At 72.3% G+C, this 16,124-nt stretch carries 12 protein-coding genes; 8 read left to right on the top strand and 4 right to left on the bottom strand.

Translation table 11 applies throughout. The features are described 5' to 3' along the window. Positions 1-28: 28 nt before the first annotated feature. A complete protein-coding gene (locus tag ACZ6YG_RS05840; protein ID WP_271279070.1) occupies positions 29-562 on the top strand; it encodes a hypothetical protein in 534 nt (177 codons plus the stop codon). Positions 563-567: 5 nt separating this feature from the next. Here the strand turns inward: ACZ6YG_RS05840 and ACZ6YG_RS05835 are convergent, their stop codons facing one another. Beyond that, positions 568-1,938, bottom strand: a complete 1,371-nt coding sequence (locus ACZ6YG_RS05835) for an amidase (protein WP_466017327.1) — start codon at positions 1,936-1,938, stop codon at positions 568-570. Between the two features lie 94 nt (positions 1,939-2,032). After that, on the bottom strand, positions 2,033-5,560 hold the full coding sequence (gene dnaE / locus ACZ6YG_RS05830; protein ID WP_148032653.1) for a DNA polymerase III subunit alpha: 3,528 nt from the start codon (positions 5,558-5,560) through the stop codon (positions 2,033-2,035). Positions 5,561-5,718: 158 nt separating this feature from the next. Here dnaE and ACZ6YG_RS05825 point away from each other — a divergent pair, with 158 nt between their 5' ends. Then, positions 5,719-7,107 (top strand): amino acid permease, encoded by a 1,389-nt coding sequence (locus ACZ6YG_RS05825; protein ID WP_222709019.1) that lies wholly within the window; start codon positions 5,719-5,721, stop codon positions 7,105-7,107. On the opposite strand, the gene ACZ6YG_RS05820 is transcribed toward ACZ6YG_RS05825, so the two are convergent. After that, positions 7,091-7,987, bottom strand: a complete 897-nt coding sequence (locus tag ACZ6YG_RS05820; protein ID WP_466017326.1) for an oxidoreductase — start codon at positions 7,985-7,987, stop codon at positions 7,091-7,093. The two genes, ACZ6YG_RS05825 and ACZ6YG_RS05820, sit on opposite strands and share 17 nt — an antisense overlap. Before the next feature lie 220 nt (positions 7,988-8,207). Between ACZ6YG_RS05820 and ACZ6YG_RS05815 the strand changes: the two genes are divergently transcribed. Further along, entirely contained in the window at positions 8,208-9,236 is a 1,029-nt protein-coding gene (locus tag ACZ6YG_RS05815; protein WP_187281250.1) for an SGNH/GDSL hydrolase family protein, read from the top strand. Between the two features lie 113 nt (positions 9,237-9,349). Here ACZ6YG_RS05815 and ACZ6YG_RS05810 read toward each other — a convergent pair whose 3' ends face one another. After that, positions 9,350-10,168: a chorismate mutase gene (locus ACZ6YG_RS05810; RefSeq protein WP_466017325.1), complete on the bottom strand. Its 819-nt coding sequence runs from the start codon at positions 10,166-10,168 to the stop codon at positions 9,350-9,352. A gap of 289 nt (positions 10,169-10,457) precedes the next feature. Between ACZ6YG_RS05810 and ACZ6YG_RS05805 the strand changes: the two genes are divergently transcribed. The 5 genes from ACZ6YG_RS05805 to ACZ6YG_RS05785 are packed head-to-tail and all read left to right on the top strand — an operon-like array spanning position 10,458 to position 16,124. After that, positions 10,458-12,251 (top strand): serine/threonine-protein kinase, encoded by a 1,794-nt coding sequence (locus tag ACZ6YG_RS05805; protein WP_466017324.1) that lies wholly within the window; start codon positions 10,458-10,460, stop codon positions 12,249-12,251. Positions 12,252-12,261: 10 nt separating this feature from the next. Continuing rightward, positions 12,262-14,289, top strand: coding sequence for a serine/threonine-protein kinase (locus tag ACZ6YG_RS05800; RefSeq protein WP_466017323.1), 2,028 nt, complete (start codon positions 12,262-12,264; stop codon positions 14,287-14,289). Continuing rightward, positions 14,286-15,125, top strand: a complete 840-nt coding sequence (locus tag ACZ6YG_RS05795; protein WP_466017322.1) for an AraC family ligand binding domain-containing protein — start codon at positions 14,286-14,288, stop codon at positions 15,123-15,125. Before ACZ6YG_RS05800 ends, ACZ6YG_RS05795 begins: the two co-directional genes overlap by 4 nt. Before the next feature lie 25 nt (positions 15,126-15,150). After that, complete coding sequence (locus ACZ6YG_RS05790; protein WP_466017321.1) at positions 15,151-15,813, top strand: AzlC family ABC transporter permease; 663 nt, start codon at positions 15,151-15,153, stop codon at positions 15,811-15,813. After that, positions 15,810-16,124 carry an AzlD domain-containing protein gene (locus ACZ6YG_RS05785; RefSeq protein ID WP_271279063.1) on the top strand — a complete coding sequence of 105 codons (315 nt, stop codon included), beginning with the start codon at positions 15,810-15,812 and terminating at the stop codon, positions 16,122-16,124. Before ACZ6YG_RS05790 ends, ACZ6YG_RS05785 begins: the two co-directional genes overlap by 4 nt.

The raw sequence follows: 16,124 nt of genomic DNA, 5'->3' as shown, positions 1-16,124 counted from the left end.
GTCCTGCCGGCGATTGAAGGGGCGTGGCGTGACGAGGGAAGTACGCGCGTTCGCGATCACTGTCCTCGCACTCGCCGCCCTCGGGCTTCCCGCCGGCCTCCTGTGGTCCGCCCTGTCGCCGCGGCCTCCGTACCGGGTCTTCGACCAGGCGCCGGCGCTGGCGGACCCGTCCACGCAGGCGCTCATCGCGGCGGACGGCTGGTTCGCCACCATCACCGGCGGGCTGGGGCTGGCGTGCGGGGCGCTGGCCTGGTTCCTCAGCCGCCGCGTCCAGCTCCCGGTCCTCCTGGGGCTCTGCCTGGGCGGGGCCGCGGGCGCCCTGGCCGCCTGGTGGATCGGCACGACCGTCACCGTGGGCGTCGTCACCGTCGAGGCCTCGGCCTTCCCCGGCGTCACGTTCGTCCCCGGCCCGCTGGATCTGACGGCCAAGGGCGTCCTGGTGTCGTGGCCGATGCTCGCGGTGGGGCTCTTCGGGTTCCTGGAGGGCATGCACGGCTACCGCGAGTCCCCCCTCCGCAAGCCCCACCCGCCCACCGGGGACGGCGCTCCCCCGCCCGGCTGAGGCCGTCAGAGGGGCGGGTGGTGCGAGGCGTGGCCGGTGGCCTGTTCGAAGGCGCGGGCCACCCGCAGGACGCGGGCGTCGGCGAAGGGACGGCCGATGATCTGGACCCCCACCGGCAGCCCCGACGGCGTGAACCCGGCGGGGACGGACGCGGCCGGGGCGTGCAGCACGCTGACCCAGTAGGCGGACCGCATCCACGCCAGGTAGTCGGGCAGCTCCACGCCGTCGATCGCGCGCACGTACGGCTCCTCCGCCGGGAACGGCGGCACCTGGCTGACCGGGGCGATGAGCACGTCATAGGAGTCGAAGAAGTCCGCCATCCGCTGGTAGAGACGGCTGCGGGCGCGCTCGGCGCGGGCCAGGTCGGCGCCGGTGACCTCGCGCCCCCGCTCGACGTTCCACGCGGTGTTGGCCCCGAGCCCGTCGAGTTCGCCGTAGGCCAGCGCGTAGAACCACGCGCGGTAGGTGCGGAAGGCCACCTCGGCGTCCGCCAGGTCCAGCTCGACCTCCTCCACGCGGGCGCCGAGCCGCTCGAACACCGCGGGCGCGGTCGCGGTGACCGCCGCCGTCGCGGCGTCGACCGGCAGCCCGCCGAGGTCGGGGCTCCACGCCACGCGCAGCCCTGCCACCCCCTCCTCCGGCTCGGGCGCGTACGCCTCCTTGATCGCGTACGGCGAGCGCGGGTCGAACCCGGAGATGACCGACAGCATCAGGCTCAGGTCGTCGACGTTCCTGGCCATCGGCCCCTGCACCGACAGCGTGTACCAGGCCGCGATCTCGGAGACCGCCGGCACCCGCCCCGGCGTGGGCCGCAGCCCGGCCACGTTGCAGAACGACGCGGGGTTGCGCAGCGACCCGCCCATGTCGGAGCCGTCGGCCAGCGGCACCATCCCGGTGGCCAGCGCCGCCGCCGCGCCGCCGCTGCTGCCGCCGGCGGACCTGGTCAGGTCGTACGGGTTGCGGGTGAGGCCGAACACGTCGTTGACGGTGTGGGAGCCGGTGCCGAACTCGGGCGTGTTGGTCTTGCCCACGGTGATCGCGCCCGCCGCCTTCAGCCGCCGCACCACCAGGTCGTCGCGCTCCGGCACGTGGCCGGCGAACAGCGGCGAGCCGTAGGTGGTCCGGATCCCCGCGGTGTCGGTGAGGTCCTTGTGCGCGACCGGGACGCCGTGCAGCGGACCGACCGGCTCGACGGCGTCGGCGGCCTTGGCGGCGTCCATGGCCTGTTCGGCGACGAGGGTGACGACGGCGTTGACCCGGGGGTTGACCTGCTCGATGCGGTCGAGGTGGGCCTGGAGCACCTCGACCGCGCTCACCTGGCGGGTACGGATCAGATGGCTGAGCTCGGTGGCGCTCAGGTAGTGCAGTTCGCTCACCCCGTGATCCTCCCCCACCCGGGGGCGGCCCACGATGGCGAGGTCTGCCCAGGCAGCGGCCCCGGCCTGGTCGAACTCCGCCACCGGGGACGGGTCAGGCCCCCAGGCAGGCCGGGCCGAGCAGCTGCTTCAGATCGCCCATCAGCGCCGGTGACGGCGCCACCCGCAGCCGGTCGTCGACCCGCAGGACGGTCGTCTTGGGGCCGTTGTGGACCTGGAGGTGGACCTCGGAGGTGCCGGGGTGGGTGGTCAGGATCTCCTTGAGCCTGCTCACCACGGGGGCGGTGCAGCGGTTGAGCGGCAGGCTCACCAGCAGCGGCCCGCCGGCCTCCTGGGTGAGGTCGGGGGCCGTCACCTCCATCGCGATGATCTTGCCGATGTCCTCGCGCTTGTCGATGCGGCCCTTGACGAACACGATCGCGTCCTCGGCCAGGATCGTCGAGCAGAGCTGGTAGGCCGACGGGAAGATCATCACCTCGATGGCGCCCTCCAGGTCCTCAAGCTGGGTGAGCACCCACGTGTCGCCCTTCTTGGTGACCTTGCGCTGCACGCCCGACAGGATGCCGCCGACGGTGACCACCTGGCCGTCGGGACGGCTGTCGTCCTGCAGCGCCGCGATCGAGCAGTCGGCCCCGGCGGCCAGGATGTGCTCGACGCCGAACAGCGGGTGGTCGGACACGTACAGGCCGAGCATCTCCCGCTCGAACTGCAGCAGCGTGGTCTTGTCCCACTCGCCCACCGGGATCTGCACGTCGAAGGTCTGGTCCTCGCCGCCCTCGATCGCGCCGAACAGCGAGTCCTGGCCGATGGCCTCGTTCTTCTTGATGTCGATGATCGCGTCGACGGCCTGTTCGTGCACCATGACCAGGCCCTTGCGGACATGGCCGAGCGAGTCGAACGCGCCGGCCTTGATCAGCGACTCGATGACGCGCTTGTTGCAGACGAGCGCCGGCACCTTGCGCAGGAAGTCCTTGAAGTCGGCGAAGCGGCCCTTCTCCTTGCGCGCGTTGATGATGCCGTCGACGACGTTGGCGCCCACGTTGCGGATGGCCGACAGGCCGAAGCGGATGTCGGTGCCGCGCGGGGTGAAGTCGAAGTCGGAGTCGTTGACGTCCGGCGGGAACACCTTGATGCCCATCCGGCGGCACTCGTTGAGGTAGAGGGCCGACTTGTCCTTGTCGTCCTTGACCGACGACAGCAGCGCGGCCATGTAGGCGGCGGGGTGGTTGGCCTTGAGGTAGGCCGTCCAGTAGGACACCAGGCCGTAGCCGGCGGTGTGGGCCTTGTTGAAGGCGTAGTCGGAGAACGGCAGCAGGATGTCCCACAGCGCCTTGATGGCGGCGGCGGAGAAGCCGTTGTCCTTCATGCCCTGCTCGAAGGTCACGAACTGCTTGTCGAGCTCGGACTTCTTCTTCTTGCCCATCGCGCGCCGCAGCAGGTCGGCGCCGCCCAGCGAGTAGTTGGCGACCTTCTGCGCGATGGCCATGACCTGCTCCTGATAGACGATCAGGCCGTGGGTCGTGGACAGGATCTCCTTGAGCGGCTCTTCGAGCTCCGGGTGGATCGGGGTGATCTCCTGCTGGCCGTTCTTGCGCAGGGCGTAGTTGGTGTGGGAGTTGGCACCCATCGGGCCGGGGCGGTAGAGCGCGAGGGCGGCGGAGATGTCTTCGAAGTTGTCGGGGCGCATGAGCCGCAGCAGCGAGCGCATGCCGCCGCCGTCGAGCTGGAAGATGCCCAGCGTGTCGCCGCGGGCCAGCAGCTCGTAGGCCTTGCGGTCGTCGAGCGGCAGCGCCAGCAGGTCGATCTGCTCGCCGGTGGTGGCCTCGATCATCTTCAGGCAGTCGTCGATGATCGTGAGGTTGCGCAGGCCCAGGAAGTCCATCTTCAGCAGGCCGAGCGTCTCGCAGGTCGGGTAGTCGAACTGCGTGATGATCACACCGTCGGAGTCGCGGCGCATGATCGGGATGTGGTCGGTCAGCACCTCGGCGGACATGATCACGCCGGCGGCGTGCACGCCGGTCTGCCTGATCAGGCCCTCCAGGCCCTTGCCGAGGTCGATCGTCGCCTTGACGTCGACGTCCTCCTCGTAGAGCCTGCGCAGCTCGCCCGCCTCGGCGTAGCGGGGGTGGTCGCTGTCGAAGATGCCCGACAGCGGGATGTCCTTGCCCATCACGGCGGGCGGGAACGCCTTGGAGACCTTGTCGCCGAGGGCGTACGGGTAGCCCAGGACGCGGCCGGCGTCCTTGATGGCGGCCTTGGCCTTGATGGTGCCGAACGTGGCGATCATCGCGACCTTGTCGGCGCCCCACTTCTCCGTGACGTAGCGGATCACGTCGCCGCGCCTGCGCTCGTCGAAGTCGATGTCGACGTCGGGCATGGAGACGCGCTCGGGGTTGAGGAACCGCTCGAAGATCAGGCCGTGCGGGATCGGGTCGAGGTCGGTGATGCCGAGCGCGTACGCCACCAGGGAGCCGGCCGCGGAGCCACGGCCGGGGCCGACGCGGATGCCGTTGTTCTTCGCCCACATGATGAAGTCGGCGACCACGAGGAAGTAGCTCGGGAAGCCCATCTGGACGATGACCCGCAGCTCGTTCTCGACCCAGGCGCGGTGCTCCTCGTCGACGCCCTCGGGGAAGCGGCGCTCAAGCCCTCTCCAGACCTCCTGGCGGAAGAACTCCTCCTCGGTCAGGCCGTCGGGCACGGGGAAGGTCGGCATGAGGTTCTTGTGCTCGAAGAACCCGGCGGGGTCGACCTTCTCGGCCACCAGCAGCGTGTTGCGGCAGCCCTCGGCCCACAGGTCGGAGGAGTCGACGGCGCGCATCTCGTCGGCGGTCTTGATGTAGTAGCCGCTGCCGTCGAACCGGAACCGGTCGGGGTCGGACAGCTGCTTGCCGGTCTGGATGCAGAGCAGGGCGTCGTGGGAGGAGGCGTCGGACTCGTAGGTGTAGTGGGAGTCGTTGGTGACCAGCGGCGGGATGCCCAGCTCCTTGCTGATGCGGGTCAGCCCGTCGCGGACGCGGCGCTCGATGTCGAGGCCGTGGTCCATGACCTCCAGGAAGAAGTTGTCCTTGCCGAAGATGTCCTGGAACTTGGCGGCGGCCTTGACCGCCTCGTCGTACTGGCCGAGCCTGAGCCTGGTCTGCACCTCGCCGGAGGGGCAGCCGGTGGTGGCCATCAGCCCGTCGGCGTGCTCGGCGAGGATCTCGGCGTCCATCCGCGCCCACTTGCGGACGAAGCCCTCGGTGTAGGCACGCGAGGACAGCCGCATCAGGTTGTGCAGGCCGGTCTTGTTGCGCGCCCAGATCGTCATGTGGGTGTAGTAGCCGCCCGCGGAGACGTCGTCCTTCTTCTGGTGCGGCTCGCCCCACAGCACCGGCTTCTTGTTGAAGCGCGAGGCGGGGGCGACGTAGGCCTCGATGCCGATGATCGGCTTGACGCCCGCGCCGGTCGCCTGCCGGTAGAAGTCGTAGGCGCCGTGCATGTTGCCGTGGTCGGTGATCGCGATCGCCGGCATGCCCAGCTCGCCGACCTGCTTGAACATCTGCTTGAGCCGCGCGGCCCCGTCGAGCATGGAGTATTCGGTGTGCACGTGCAGATGGACGAACGAGTCGCTGGACGACATGGAGCGGCGCCTCCCGGTCTGAACGTGTGGTGTGCGCTCCGACTCTAGTGGTCCGCACCGACACTCCGGGGCGTGGCAGGGGACGGCGTGCCGGATCCCTCTCCCTCGATCAGCGCCTATACCCTCTCCGTGACGGAAAGTCACGAAGGAGACACTCAGTGCACACGGAGTCCGACGAGGGATACCGGCCCGCCCTGGGCAACCGCCAGGTCCAGATGATCGCCATCGGCGGCGCGATCGGCGTGGGGCTGTTCCTGGGCGCCGGCGGGCGGCTGGCCGCCGCGGGGCCGGCCCTGGTGCTGTCGTTCGCGGCCGCGGGGGTGGCGGCGTTCTTCGTCATGCGGGCGCTCGGGGAGCTGGCGCTCTACCGGCCCGCCTCGGGCTCCTTCGTGGTGTACGCGCACGAGTTCATCGGGCCGTGGGCCGCCTTCGCCAGCGGGTGGATGTACTGGTTCAACTGGGCGTTCACCGGCGTCGCCGAGCTGGTCGCGATCGCCACCTACGTCCACTACTGGGCGCCGGCGTTCCCGCAGTGGCTGACGGCGCTGCTCGCGCTGGCCTTCGTGCTCGTGGTGAACCTCCTGTCGGTGAAGCTCTTCGGTGAGCTGGAGTTCTGGTTCGCGCTGCTGAAGGTGCTGGCCATCGTCACGTTCCTGGTGGTCGGGCTGGTGCTGGTGGTGTTCACCGTCGGCCAGGCGACGCCGGCGAACGCGGTGGCCCACGGCGGGTTCTTCCCGACCGGGTTCCCGCTGGTGCTGATGAGCCTGCAGTCGGTGGTGTTCGCGTACGCGTCGATCGAGCTGGTCGGCATCGCCGCGGGCGAGACGGCCCGGCCCGAGAAGGTGATGCCGAAGGCGGTCAACGGCGTGGTGTGGCGGATCGCGCTCTTCTACGTGGGCTCGGTGCTGCTGCTGTCGATGGTCCTGCCGTGGACCGCCTACGAGGCCGGCACGTCCCCGTTCGTCACGGTGTTCGCCGGTCTGGGCGTGCCGTGGGCGGCCGACGCCATGAACCTCATCGTGATCACCGCCGCACTCTCGTCATGCAACTCCGGCCTGTACGCGACGGGCCGCATCGTCCGGTCGATGGGACTCAAGGGCGAGGCGCCCGGCTTCACCGCCGCACTCAGCCGGCGCCGCATCCCGATCGGCGGGGTGCTGTTCACCGCGTCGATGTTCCTGGCGGGCATCGCCCTGTTCTCCTTCGTGCCGGAGCGCGCCTTCAACATCGCCACCGCGTGCGCCTCGCTGGGCGTGGTCACCACCTGGGGCACGCTGGTCTACTGCCAGCTCCGCCTGCGGCGCACCGGGCACCGCTCCGCCTTCCCGATGCCCGGCACCCCCTACACCAACTGGCTCACCCTGGCCTTCCTCGCCCTGGTGGTCTTCCTGATGCCGTTCGCCGACCAGGACCAGCGGGTCGCCTTCTACCTGCTCCCGGTCGTCGCCGCCGGCATCGCCGCCGGATGGTTCCTGCTCCGCCTCCGCAGGAAGCGCCTCGCGGCCGCGGCAGATCCGGCCTCCCCCGCGGTCAGTCCAGCCGAGTGACACCGGCCAGGCGTGCCAGGTCCTCGCCGGTCAGCCGCAGCGCCCCCGCGGCCACGTTCTCGGCGAGGTGGTCCGGGTTCCCGGTGCCGGGGATGGCCAGCACGTGCGGCCCCTGCGCCAGCGTCCAGGCCAGCCGGACCTGCGCGGGCGTCGCGCCGTGGGCGCGCGCGACGGCCCGCACGGACTCCTGCTCCCCGGCGACCGCTCCCCGCTCGCGCCCCGCGCCGGCGATCGCGAAGAACGGCACGTACGCGATGCCCTGCTCGCCGCAGGCCCGCAGGAACTCCTGCTCGGCGGCCGGCGCCCCCACGGTGTAGGCGTTCTGCACGCAGACCACCGGCGCGATGGCCACGGCCTCCGCCAGCTGGGCCGGTGTGGCGTTGGACAGGCCCAGATGGCGTACGAGCCCGGCGTCGCGGAGCTCGGCCAGCGCGCCGAAGTGCTCGGCGATCGAGCCGGTCGCGCGGCTCCGCGGGATGCGCAGGTTCACCACGTCCATGTGGTCCCGGCCGAGCTGGCGCAGGTTCTCCTCCACCTGGCCGCGCAGCTGTCCGGGCGTGGCCCAGATCCACTCGCCCGACGGGTCCCTGCCCGCCCAGACCTTGGTGGCGATGACCAGGCCCTCCGGGTAAGGAGACAGCGCCCGGTTGATCAGCTCGTTGGCGGACCGCGTCGAGGAGAAGTAGAAAGCGGCGGTGTCGATGTGGTCGACCCCGAGGTCGATCGCGCGGCGCAGCACGGCGATCGGACGGTCGCGATCGCTCGGCGTGCCGAGGCCGAAGGCGGCGCCGCCCGTGAGCCGCATCGCGCCGAAGCCGATGCGGTTGACGGTCAGGTCGCCGAGCTTCCAGGTGCCGGCGGCGGGGGTCTGCGTGGTCATGCGGGGCCTCACGTCGTCGAAAGGGGATCCGGACATGAAAAAAGCCTCCCCGGCGGACGTGGTCCGCGCCGGGAAGGCTCAGGCGATCACCGGAATCTTAGCAGTCCGGGCGGCCGAAGATCACCGCGGGGCCGGAACGTACGCAAAACGACCGTGACCGTAAGCCGTCCCCTGATCTACCCTCGAAGGCGGAGTCTCGGGGGAGGTCGCGCTGACTGGGGTGAGGAAGGCGGCGGGCGTCGTCGCGGCGGTGCTGCTCGGCGTGGCGCTGGCCGTCGCGGGGCTGCCGGCGGGTGTCTACACGGGGCTCGCGTGCGCGCTGCTGGACGCCGGCTGTCCGGCGACCGGGGAGCCGGCGGGCCGGCTCCCGCAGGTGACCAGGCTGACCGCCGCCGAGGTCGCGCTCGGCGGGGCCTACGTGGCGCTGGGCGACTCGTACTCGTCCGGCGAGGGCGTCTACCGGCGCGGAGAGGCGCCGTTGGACGGCGGCGCCGACCGTTGCCACCGCGCCGGCGGCTCGTACGTGCCGCTCGTGGCGGGCGCCCACGCGTTCGGCGGCGAGACGGGGTTCTGGGCGTGCAGCGGCGCGACCACCGGCAACCTGCTGCGGGGCCAGCACGGCCAGCAGCCGCAGATCGAGCGCGTCGGCGCCGGCACGAGCCTGGTGACGCTGAGCATCGGCGGCAACGACGCGGGGTTCGCGCCGGTGCTCACCGAGTGCATCGTCAAGTTCCCGTGGTCGTCGGCCTGCGTCGACCAGGACGCCGAGGTGCGGCGCCGGATCGGGGAGCTTCGCGGCAGCATGCGGGCCGTGCTGGCCGAGATCAGGACGCGCGCGCCCGAGGCGAGGGTGGTGCTGCTGGGCTACCCGCGGCCGTTCCCCGCCTCGCCGCCGGGGCGGATCGACAACCTCGGCGTCGCCGACCAGCGCTGGCTCAACTCGATGACCGAGCGGCTGAACGGCGTCGTGCGCGAGGTGGCCGGCGAGTTCGACCGGGCGATCGTCGCCTTCGGCGGGCCCGGCAGCGTCGAGTACGTGGACGCGTACGAGGCGTTCGACGGCCACGAGGTGGGCCGGCCGCGCCCGTACCTCAACGGGGTGATCGTGGACATGGAGCAGCTCACCGTGGACCCGCGCAGCTTCCACCCGACGGCCGACGGCTACCGCCGCTTCGCCGAACTCATCAACGCCCAGATCACGACCGGCCCCGGCCGCCCGCTGAACAACTTCCACCTCACCACCCCCTGAGGGAAGACCCTCCCGGCATCGCCCACCGGAGGTCCTCCCCTCCTGGCGCTCGGCGGCCGGGGTCTCCCCGGGAGCGTCGCGGACCGTCTGCGGGGAGCGGGCCGGGCGGCTGCTCATCCGGCCGCGCGTTCCTCCGCGAGGTGCAGCCCGGCCTCGATGACCGCGTTCATGACGAGAGCCAGCCTGGCCTCGCCCAGGCTGGGGGCGCGTTCGGCCATCCGGGCCACCAGGGCGCGCTCGCGGCCGGGGTCGCGGCCCGCGAAGCCGCCGACCGGCTTGAGCCGCTGGACGCGGCCCGCGAGGGCGGCGCGGCGCTCCAGGAGGGTGGCCAGGGCGGCGTCCACGCGGTCGATCGCCTGACGGCACTCGGCCAGCGTGGCCGGGTCCTCCGGCCGGAGCAGGGCGCCGACGAGGGCGGCCGCCTCCTCCGCCTCGTGCCGCCCGTCGGCGGACACGATCAGGCCGTCGGCGCCCGCCGCGACGGCGGCCGTCGACAGGCCGGGGTCGGCGGTGACGTCCGCCAGCACCGGGCGGCCCGACACGGCGCGCGCCTCGCGCAGCAGCCCCAGGTCGGCGTGCTCGCACAGGATCACCTGGACGCCGCCCTCCGCCTCGCAGTAGTCGGCCACGCCCAGCCACTCCTCCAGGGTGGCCGTGCGGCGGCGTTCCACCACCACCGGCAGCCCCAGCCCCGCCACCGCGCGCACCAGCGGGATGTCCCTGGTCCACGCGCCGCCGATGACCACGCCCTGGGCGCTGGCCGCGATGGCGGGCAGGTCGGCGGCGCTCGCGGGCTCGGCGAGCGTGACGGCGGCGGGCAGCACCGCGTCAGGCTCGCGCAGGCTCACCCGGTCACTGATCACCACGGCGGGCCCTTCGCCCACGGGATGGCCGCCCAGCGGGACCACGTGGCGTTCCAAGGTCGATGACATCTCGGCTCCCCACTCGGCCGGCTCACCGGGAGCCGGCAAAGAACGTGAAAAGGCAGAGACGAGGCGTCTCTGCCTTTGTTGCCGGCTCCAGGTGGTCGCTAGCTGACGACCGGCCCTCCCGGAGCCGGCTCGGTAAACACGTAGCGACGAGTCATGTTCGCACTTTACACGGCCCACTCCACCTAGTGGGACGGGCTTCTCGAATAGCGGACTGTCCTCGCGGCGAGTCGCCGTTGATCCCCGGCTATGGGAGTATTTCTTGGCCTAGAGGGAGGGTTTGAGGCCGTTGATGTCGGATCACAAGCCGGGCGGACGCCGCATCGCCGGTCGTTACCACCTGCAAGAACCCATTGGCAAGGGTGGCATGGGCATCGTGTGGCGAGCCCATGACGAACTGCTCGACCGCACCGTCGCGGTCAAGGAGGTCAGATACGCGGCCGCTCTGGGCGACGAGGTGCAACTGCTGAACCGGCGCACGATGCGTGAGGCGCGGGCCGCGGCCAGGTTCGAGCATCCCAACGTGATCGTCGTGCACGACGTGATCGAGGAGGACGGCCGGCCCTGGATCGTCATGCAGCTCGTGCAGTCACGGTCGCTCGGCGCCGTGATCAAGAACGACGGGCCGCTCCCTCCCAAGCGGGTGGCCGAGATCGGCCTGGCGGTGCTCGACGCGCTGCACCGCGCCCACGAGGCGGGGGTGCTCCACCGCGACGTCAAACCGGAGAACGTCCTGCTGGCCGACGACGGCCGCGTGGTGCTGACCGACTTCGGCATCGCCACGCTGGAGACCGAGACGCAGCTGACGGTGACCGGGCTGGCGGGCACGCCGGCGTTCATCGCCCCCGAGCGGCTGAAAGGGCTGCCCGCGCGGCGCGAGTCCGACCTGTGGGCGCTGGGCGCGACGCTCTACACCGCCGTCGAGGGCCGCTCGCCGCACGAACGCGGCAACGCCCTGGCCACCATGCACGCCGTGCTCACCGACGAGCCCGACCCGGCCACGCACGCCGGGCCGCTGGCGCCGGTGATCGACGGGCTGCTGGCCAAGGAGCCGGTGCAGCGGCTCATGTACGAGGAGACGGAGCGGCTGCTGCGGCAGACGATCGCCGCGTCGAGCGAGCCACCGGCCGTGCGGACGGCGAAGATGCCGAAGGTGCCGCCGGTCGAGGACGACATGCCGACCGACCCCAACCTGATGCCGGTGCCCCCGCCCCGTCCCGCTCCTCAGCCGGTGTCCAAGCCCGCGCCCCGGCCCGCCGTGGCGCCGCCGCCCGAGACCGGCGCGCGGATCACGCCGGCGACCGAGCACCCACCGACGCCGCCTCACGACGCCGAGTCCACGATGAACGCCGACTCGGCCGGCAGGCGCCAGGCGCTGCCGGTGATCGCGGCCGTGACGGCCGTGCTCCTGGTCGCGGGCGTCGGCGGCTACCTCGGCCTGCGGGCCACCCCGGAGGACCCGTCCGGCGGCCCCGGCCCCACGACGGCGGCCAGCACCGCCGCCACCTCCGAGCCGACCGGCGCGGCGACCACGGACGCGGCCGAGCCGTCGTCGAGCCCTTCTCCCACGGTCAGCGAGTCCCCGTCGGCCACGCCCTCCCCCACGCCCACCGAGGAGGAGACGGCACAGGCCGCCACCCTGCCCTCGGGCTGGAAGTGGTACAAGGACAAGCAGCTCGACTTCACCATAGGGCTGCCCAAGGGCTGGGACGTCTACAAGCGTGAGGGTTCCCAGGTGTTCTTCCGCGGCCCCGGCGCGGGCTCCAACGCGTTCGTGTCGGTCGACCGGGCCTCTAAGCCTGGCAGCGACCCGGTCAAGGACTGGCGGAAGCAGGAGAAGACGGCCAAGTACGGGTTCGGCGGCTACCAGCTGATCGACATCAAGGCGGTCGACTACCAGAAGGCCGCCGCCGACTGGGACTTCACCTGGAACACCAACACCGGCAAGACGAGGGTGCGCAACCGGGGATTCATCACCGACAACGGCCGTGGTTACGCCATCTACTGGCACAACCTCGCAAGTCGCTGGAAGAAGGACTACCACTTCTTCGAGACGTTCTGCGCGACCTTCAAACCCGACCAGTAGGCTGCCCCGCGTGGACAGGCAGGTCGGCAATCGCTACCGCCTCGTCGAGCCGCTCGGTGAGGGCGGCATGGGCGTGGTGTGGCGTGCCTACGACGAGCTGCTCGACCGTACGGTCGCGATCAAGGAGGTCCGCTACAGCGGGGTCGGCGAGCGGCAGCGCGCCGAGCTCAACCGCAGGACCATCCGCGAGGCCAGGGCCGCGGGCCGTCTGGACCACCCGTCGGTGGTGGTCATCCACGACGTCGTCGAGGAGGACGGGCGGCCGTGGATCGTCATGCAGCTCGTCCGTTCCCGCTCCCTGGCGGAGGCGATCCGCGCGGACGGGCCGCTGCCGGTGGCGCGGGCTGCGGCGATCGGCGCGCGGGTGCTCGACGCGCTCCGCGCCGCGCACGCGACCGGGGTGCTGCACCGCGACGTCAAGCCGGAGAACGTGCTGCTGGCCGACGACGGGCGGGTGGTGCTGACGGACTTCGGCATCGCCACCATGGAGTCCGAGGCGGGGCTGACGGCGACGGGCAGCCTCGTGGGCACGCCCGCGTACATGCCTCCCGAGCGGCTGAACGGCGAGCCCGCCAGACCCGAGTCCGACCTGTGGTCGCTGGGGGCGACCCTGTACGCGGCGGTGGAGGGCGGGCCGCCGTTCCGGCGCGACTCGTGGGCGGCGACGGTGGCGGCGGTGCTCCGCGACGCGGTCGAGCCGCCCCGCCGGGCCGGGGCGCTGACACCGGTGATCATGGGCTGGCTCCAGCGGGACCCGGGCACCCGCCTGCCCGCCGGCCACGCCGCCCAGCTCCTCGATGCCGCGTCCATGGACCGGCCCTTCCCCGGCCTTCAGGCACCCGGCCCGTACGGCGCAATCCACCAGCAACCGGCACCCTTGGGCCCCGACAGCCGATACGCAAGCCCGTCCCCGCCCCACGCAGGCACCCCGCAGGGAGCCTCGGGCCATCAAGGCGCGGGCCCAGCGCCCCACCACGCCGGCACCCCGTACGGAACCTCGGGCCCTCACGACGTGGGCTCGGGACCCCACCACGCCAGCGCCTCGGGGCCCCACGGCGCGGGCCCAGCGCCCCATCACGTCGGCGTCCCGCACGGGCATTCGGGTCCGGGCGGAGGGGATTCCGCTCCGCTCGACTCTCACGGAGGCTCTGGCTCGTACGGGACGCCGCCGCAGGGGACGGGCCCGCAGAGGTCCCCGTATGGGACGGTGACCGGCGGTGGGCGGTCGGGCGGGAAGCGGTGGGTCGTGGTGGCGGCGGCCGTGGCCGCGCTCGTGGTGGTCGGCGGCGGAGGCGTGGTACTCGTCAATCTGCTGGGGAGCGAACCGGGCATCGGTGCCGTCGGGCCGACGGAGAGCACCCACGGGCCGTCCGGAGAGCCTCCGCGCCAGCCGACCCGGGAACCCGGCGGGGACCCGACAGCGGGCGGTACAGGGGAGCCGACGAGCGAGCCCACCGGGAATGCGAGCGGCGTGCCGACCGGCAACGCGACCGGCGAACCCGACGGGAACACAACCGGAGAGCCCACCGGCAACGCGACCGGCGAGCCCACCGGGAACGTGACCCCCACCGGGAACCCGGTCCCCGCCGGTTGGCGGGCGTATCGGAACGCGGCCGGGGGGTTCTCGGTCGCCGTGCCGCGCGGCTGGCGCGCCGTCAAGAACCCGCAGCGCGACAGCGTCACCTTCAGCGGCCCCGGCACCCCCGGCGTGATGATCGTCGAATGGACCGTCCCCGAGGGCGACCACGCGACCCCGGCCGACCACTGGCGGGCGCTGGAGCGGGAGATCCTCCGCAAGGGCGAGTTCCCCGGCTACGAACGCGTCGCCATCCGCGCGATCGAGTACCAGGGCCGCCCCGCCGCCGACTGGGAGTTCACCCGCTCCCGCGACGGCACCGCGATCCACGTGATCAACCGGGGTTTCACCACCGCCGGCGGCCGCCCGTTCGCGCTCTACTGGGAGACCACCGGCGCCCGCTGGGAGCGCGACAGGCGCTTCTTCGAGACGTTCACCGCCACGTTCCGGCCGGCGCGATGAGCGGGCGGCCGCAGGAGCGGGCCCGCTTCTGGCGTCATCCGGCGGTGCCCGAGGTGGACCTGCTCAAGGCCCGCTACGTGACCCACCGCTTCTCCCGTCACGTGCACGAGGGGTACGCGATCGGGATCATCCTCGACGGCGTGGAGGAGTTCGAGTACCGGGGCGACCTGCACCGGGCCGCGGCGGGCGAGGTGGTCCTGGTGAACCCGGACTCGGTGCACACGGGCCAGGCCGGTGTGGACGGCGGGTGGGCGTACCGGATGCTCTACCCGTCGGTCGCGGCGGTCGGCGAGGTGGCGGCCGAGCTGGGCCTGCCGAAGGGCAACCCGTACTTCCCCGAGCAGGTGGTGCGCGACCCCGAGGTGGCGGCGCTGATGGCGCGCGCGCACCAGGCGACCGAGCGCGGCGACGACCTGGCGGCGTCCACGCTGACCCGCACGCTGTTCGGGCGGCTGCTCGCCCGGTACGCGGTGCCGCGCCCGGCGGTGACGCTGTCGCCCGAGGGGCGGCGGGCGGTGCGGCAGGCGATGGAGGTGCTGCACGAGCGGCTGACCGACCCGCCGTCGCTGGACGACCTGGCGCGGATGGTCGGCGCGCGGCCGTTCCCGCTGCTGCGGGCGTTCAAGGCGGCGACCGGGCTGCCGCCGCACGCCTACCTGAACTCGCTGCGGGTGCGGCAGGCCCGGCACCTGCTGCGCTCCGGCGTGCGGCCCGCGGACGTGGCCGCCGAGGTGGGCTTCACCGACCAGGCACACCTGAACCGTCACTTCAAACGCGTGGTAGGGGTACCACCGGCTGCCTATCAACGCACCGCAGGAACGTACAAGAAACGGTAGTGACCTGCGCATATCCTCATATCCCATGGAACAGACGACACTCCGTTCCGCCGCCATCCGGGACGGTCTGGGTGTGGGCCTGGCCGTCGGGCTGTCCGGGGTCGCCTTCGGCGCCGCGGCGGTCACGGCCGGGCTCACCGTGCCGCAGGCGTGCGTGCTGAGCCTGCTGGCGTTCACGGGCGCCTCGCAGTTCGCGTTCGCGGGCGCGGTGGGGGCGGGCGGCGACCTGGTCTCTGCCGCGTCGGGCGCGCTGCTGCTCGGCGCCAGGAACACGCTGTACGGGCTGCGCATGGCCGACGTGCTGCGGGTGCGCGGAGCACGCAAGCTGGGCACCGCGCAGGGGGTCATCGACGAGACGACCGCCGTCGCCCTGGCCCAGCCGACCCCCGAGGCGGCCAGGGCGGGCTTCTTCACCACCTTCGCCGCGGTCTACGTGGGCTGGAACGTGACAACGCTGCTCGGGGCGATCGGCACGAGCTCGCTCGGCGACCCGGGGATGCTCGGGCTGGACGTGGTGGGGCCCGCCACGTTCCTGGCGATCCTGTGGCCGCGGCTGAAGGAGCGCGCCGAGCTGCGCGCGCTGGCGGCCGGCGGCCTGGCCATCGCGCTGGCGGCGACTCCGTTCTTCCCGCCGGGCGTGCCGGTGCTGCTGGCGGCCGTGGCGGTGCTGGTGGTGATGCTGCGATGACCGCGCTGTGGTGGGCGATCGCCGGCGTGTGCCTGGGGTGTTACGCGCTCAAGCTGGCCGGGCTGGCCGCGCCGCGCCAGGTGCTCGACCACCCGGTGGTGAGCCGCTTCGCCGAGCTGGTGCCGGTGGCGCTGCTCGCGGCGCTCATCGGGGTGCAGATGTTCACGCAGGACGGCGCGCTGGCGTTCGACCTGGCCCGCACGGCCGGTCTGGGGGCGGCGGTCGTCGCGTTGCTGCTGCGTGCTCCGTTCCTGGTGGTTCTGGCGGCGGCCGCCGCCGTGACAGCGGTTGCCCGGGTCTTTCTGGGGTAG

It is taken from the genome of Nonomuraea sp. NPDC054003, from assembly GCF_055585125.1.
The sequence above is the reverse complement of the archived record's forward strand: the minus strand, read 5'-3'. Positions and strand labels throughout refer to the sequence as shown.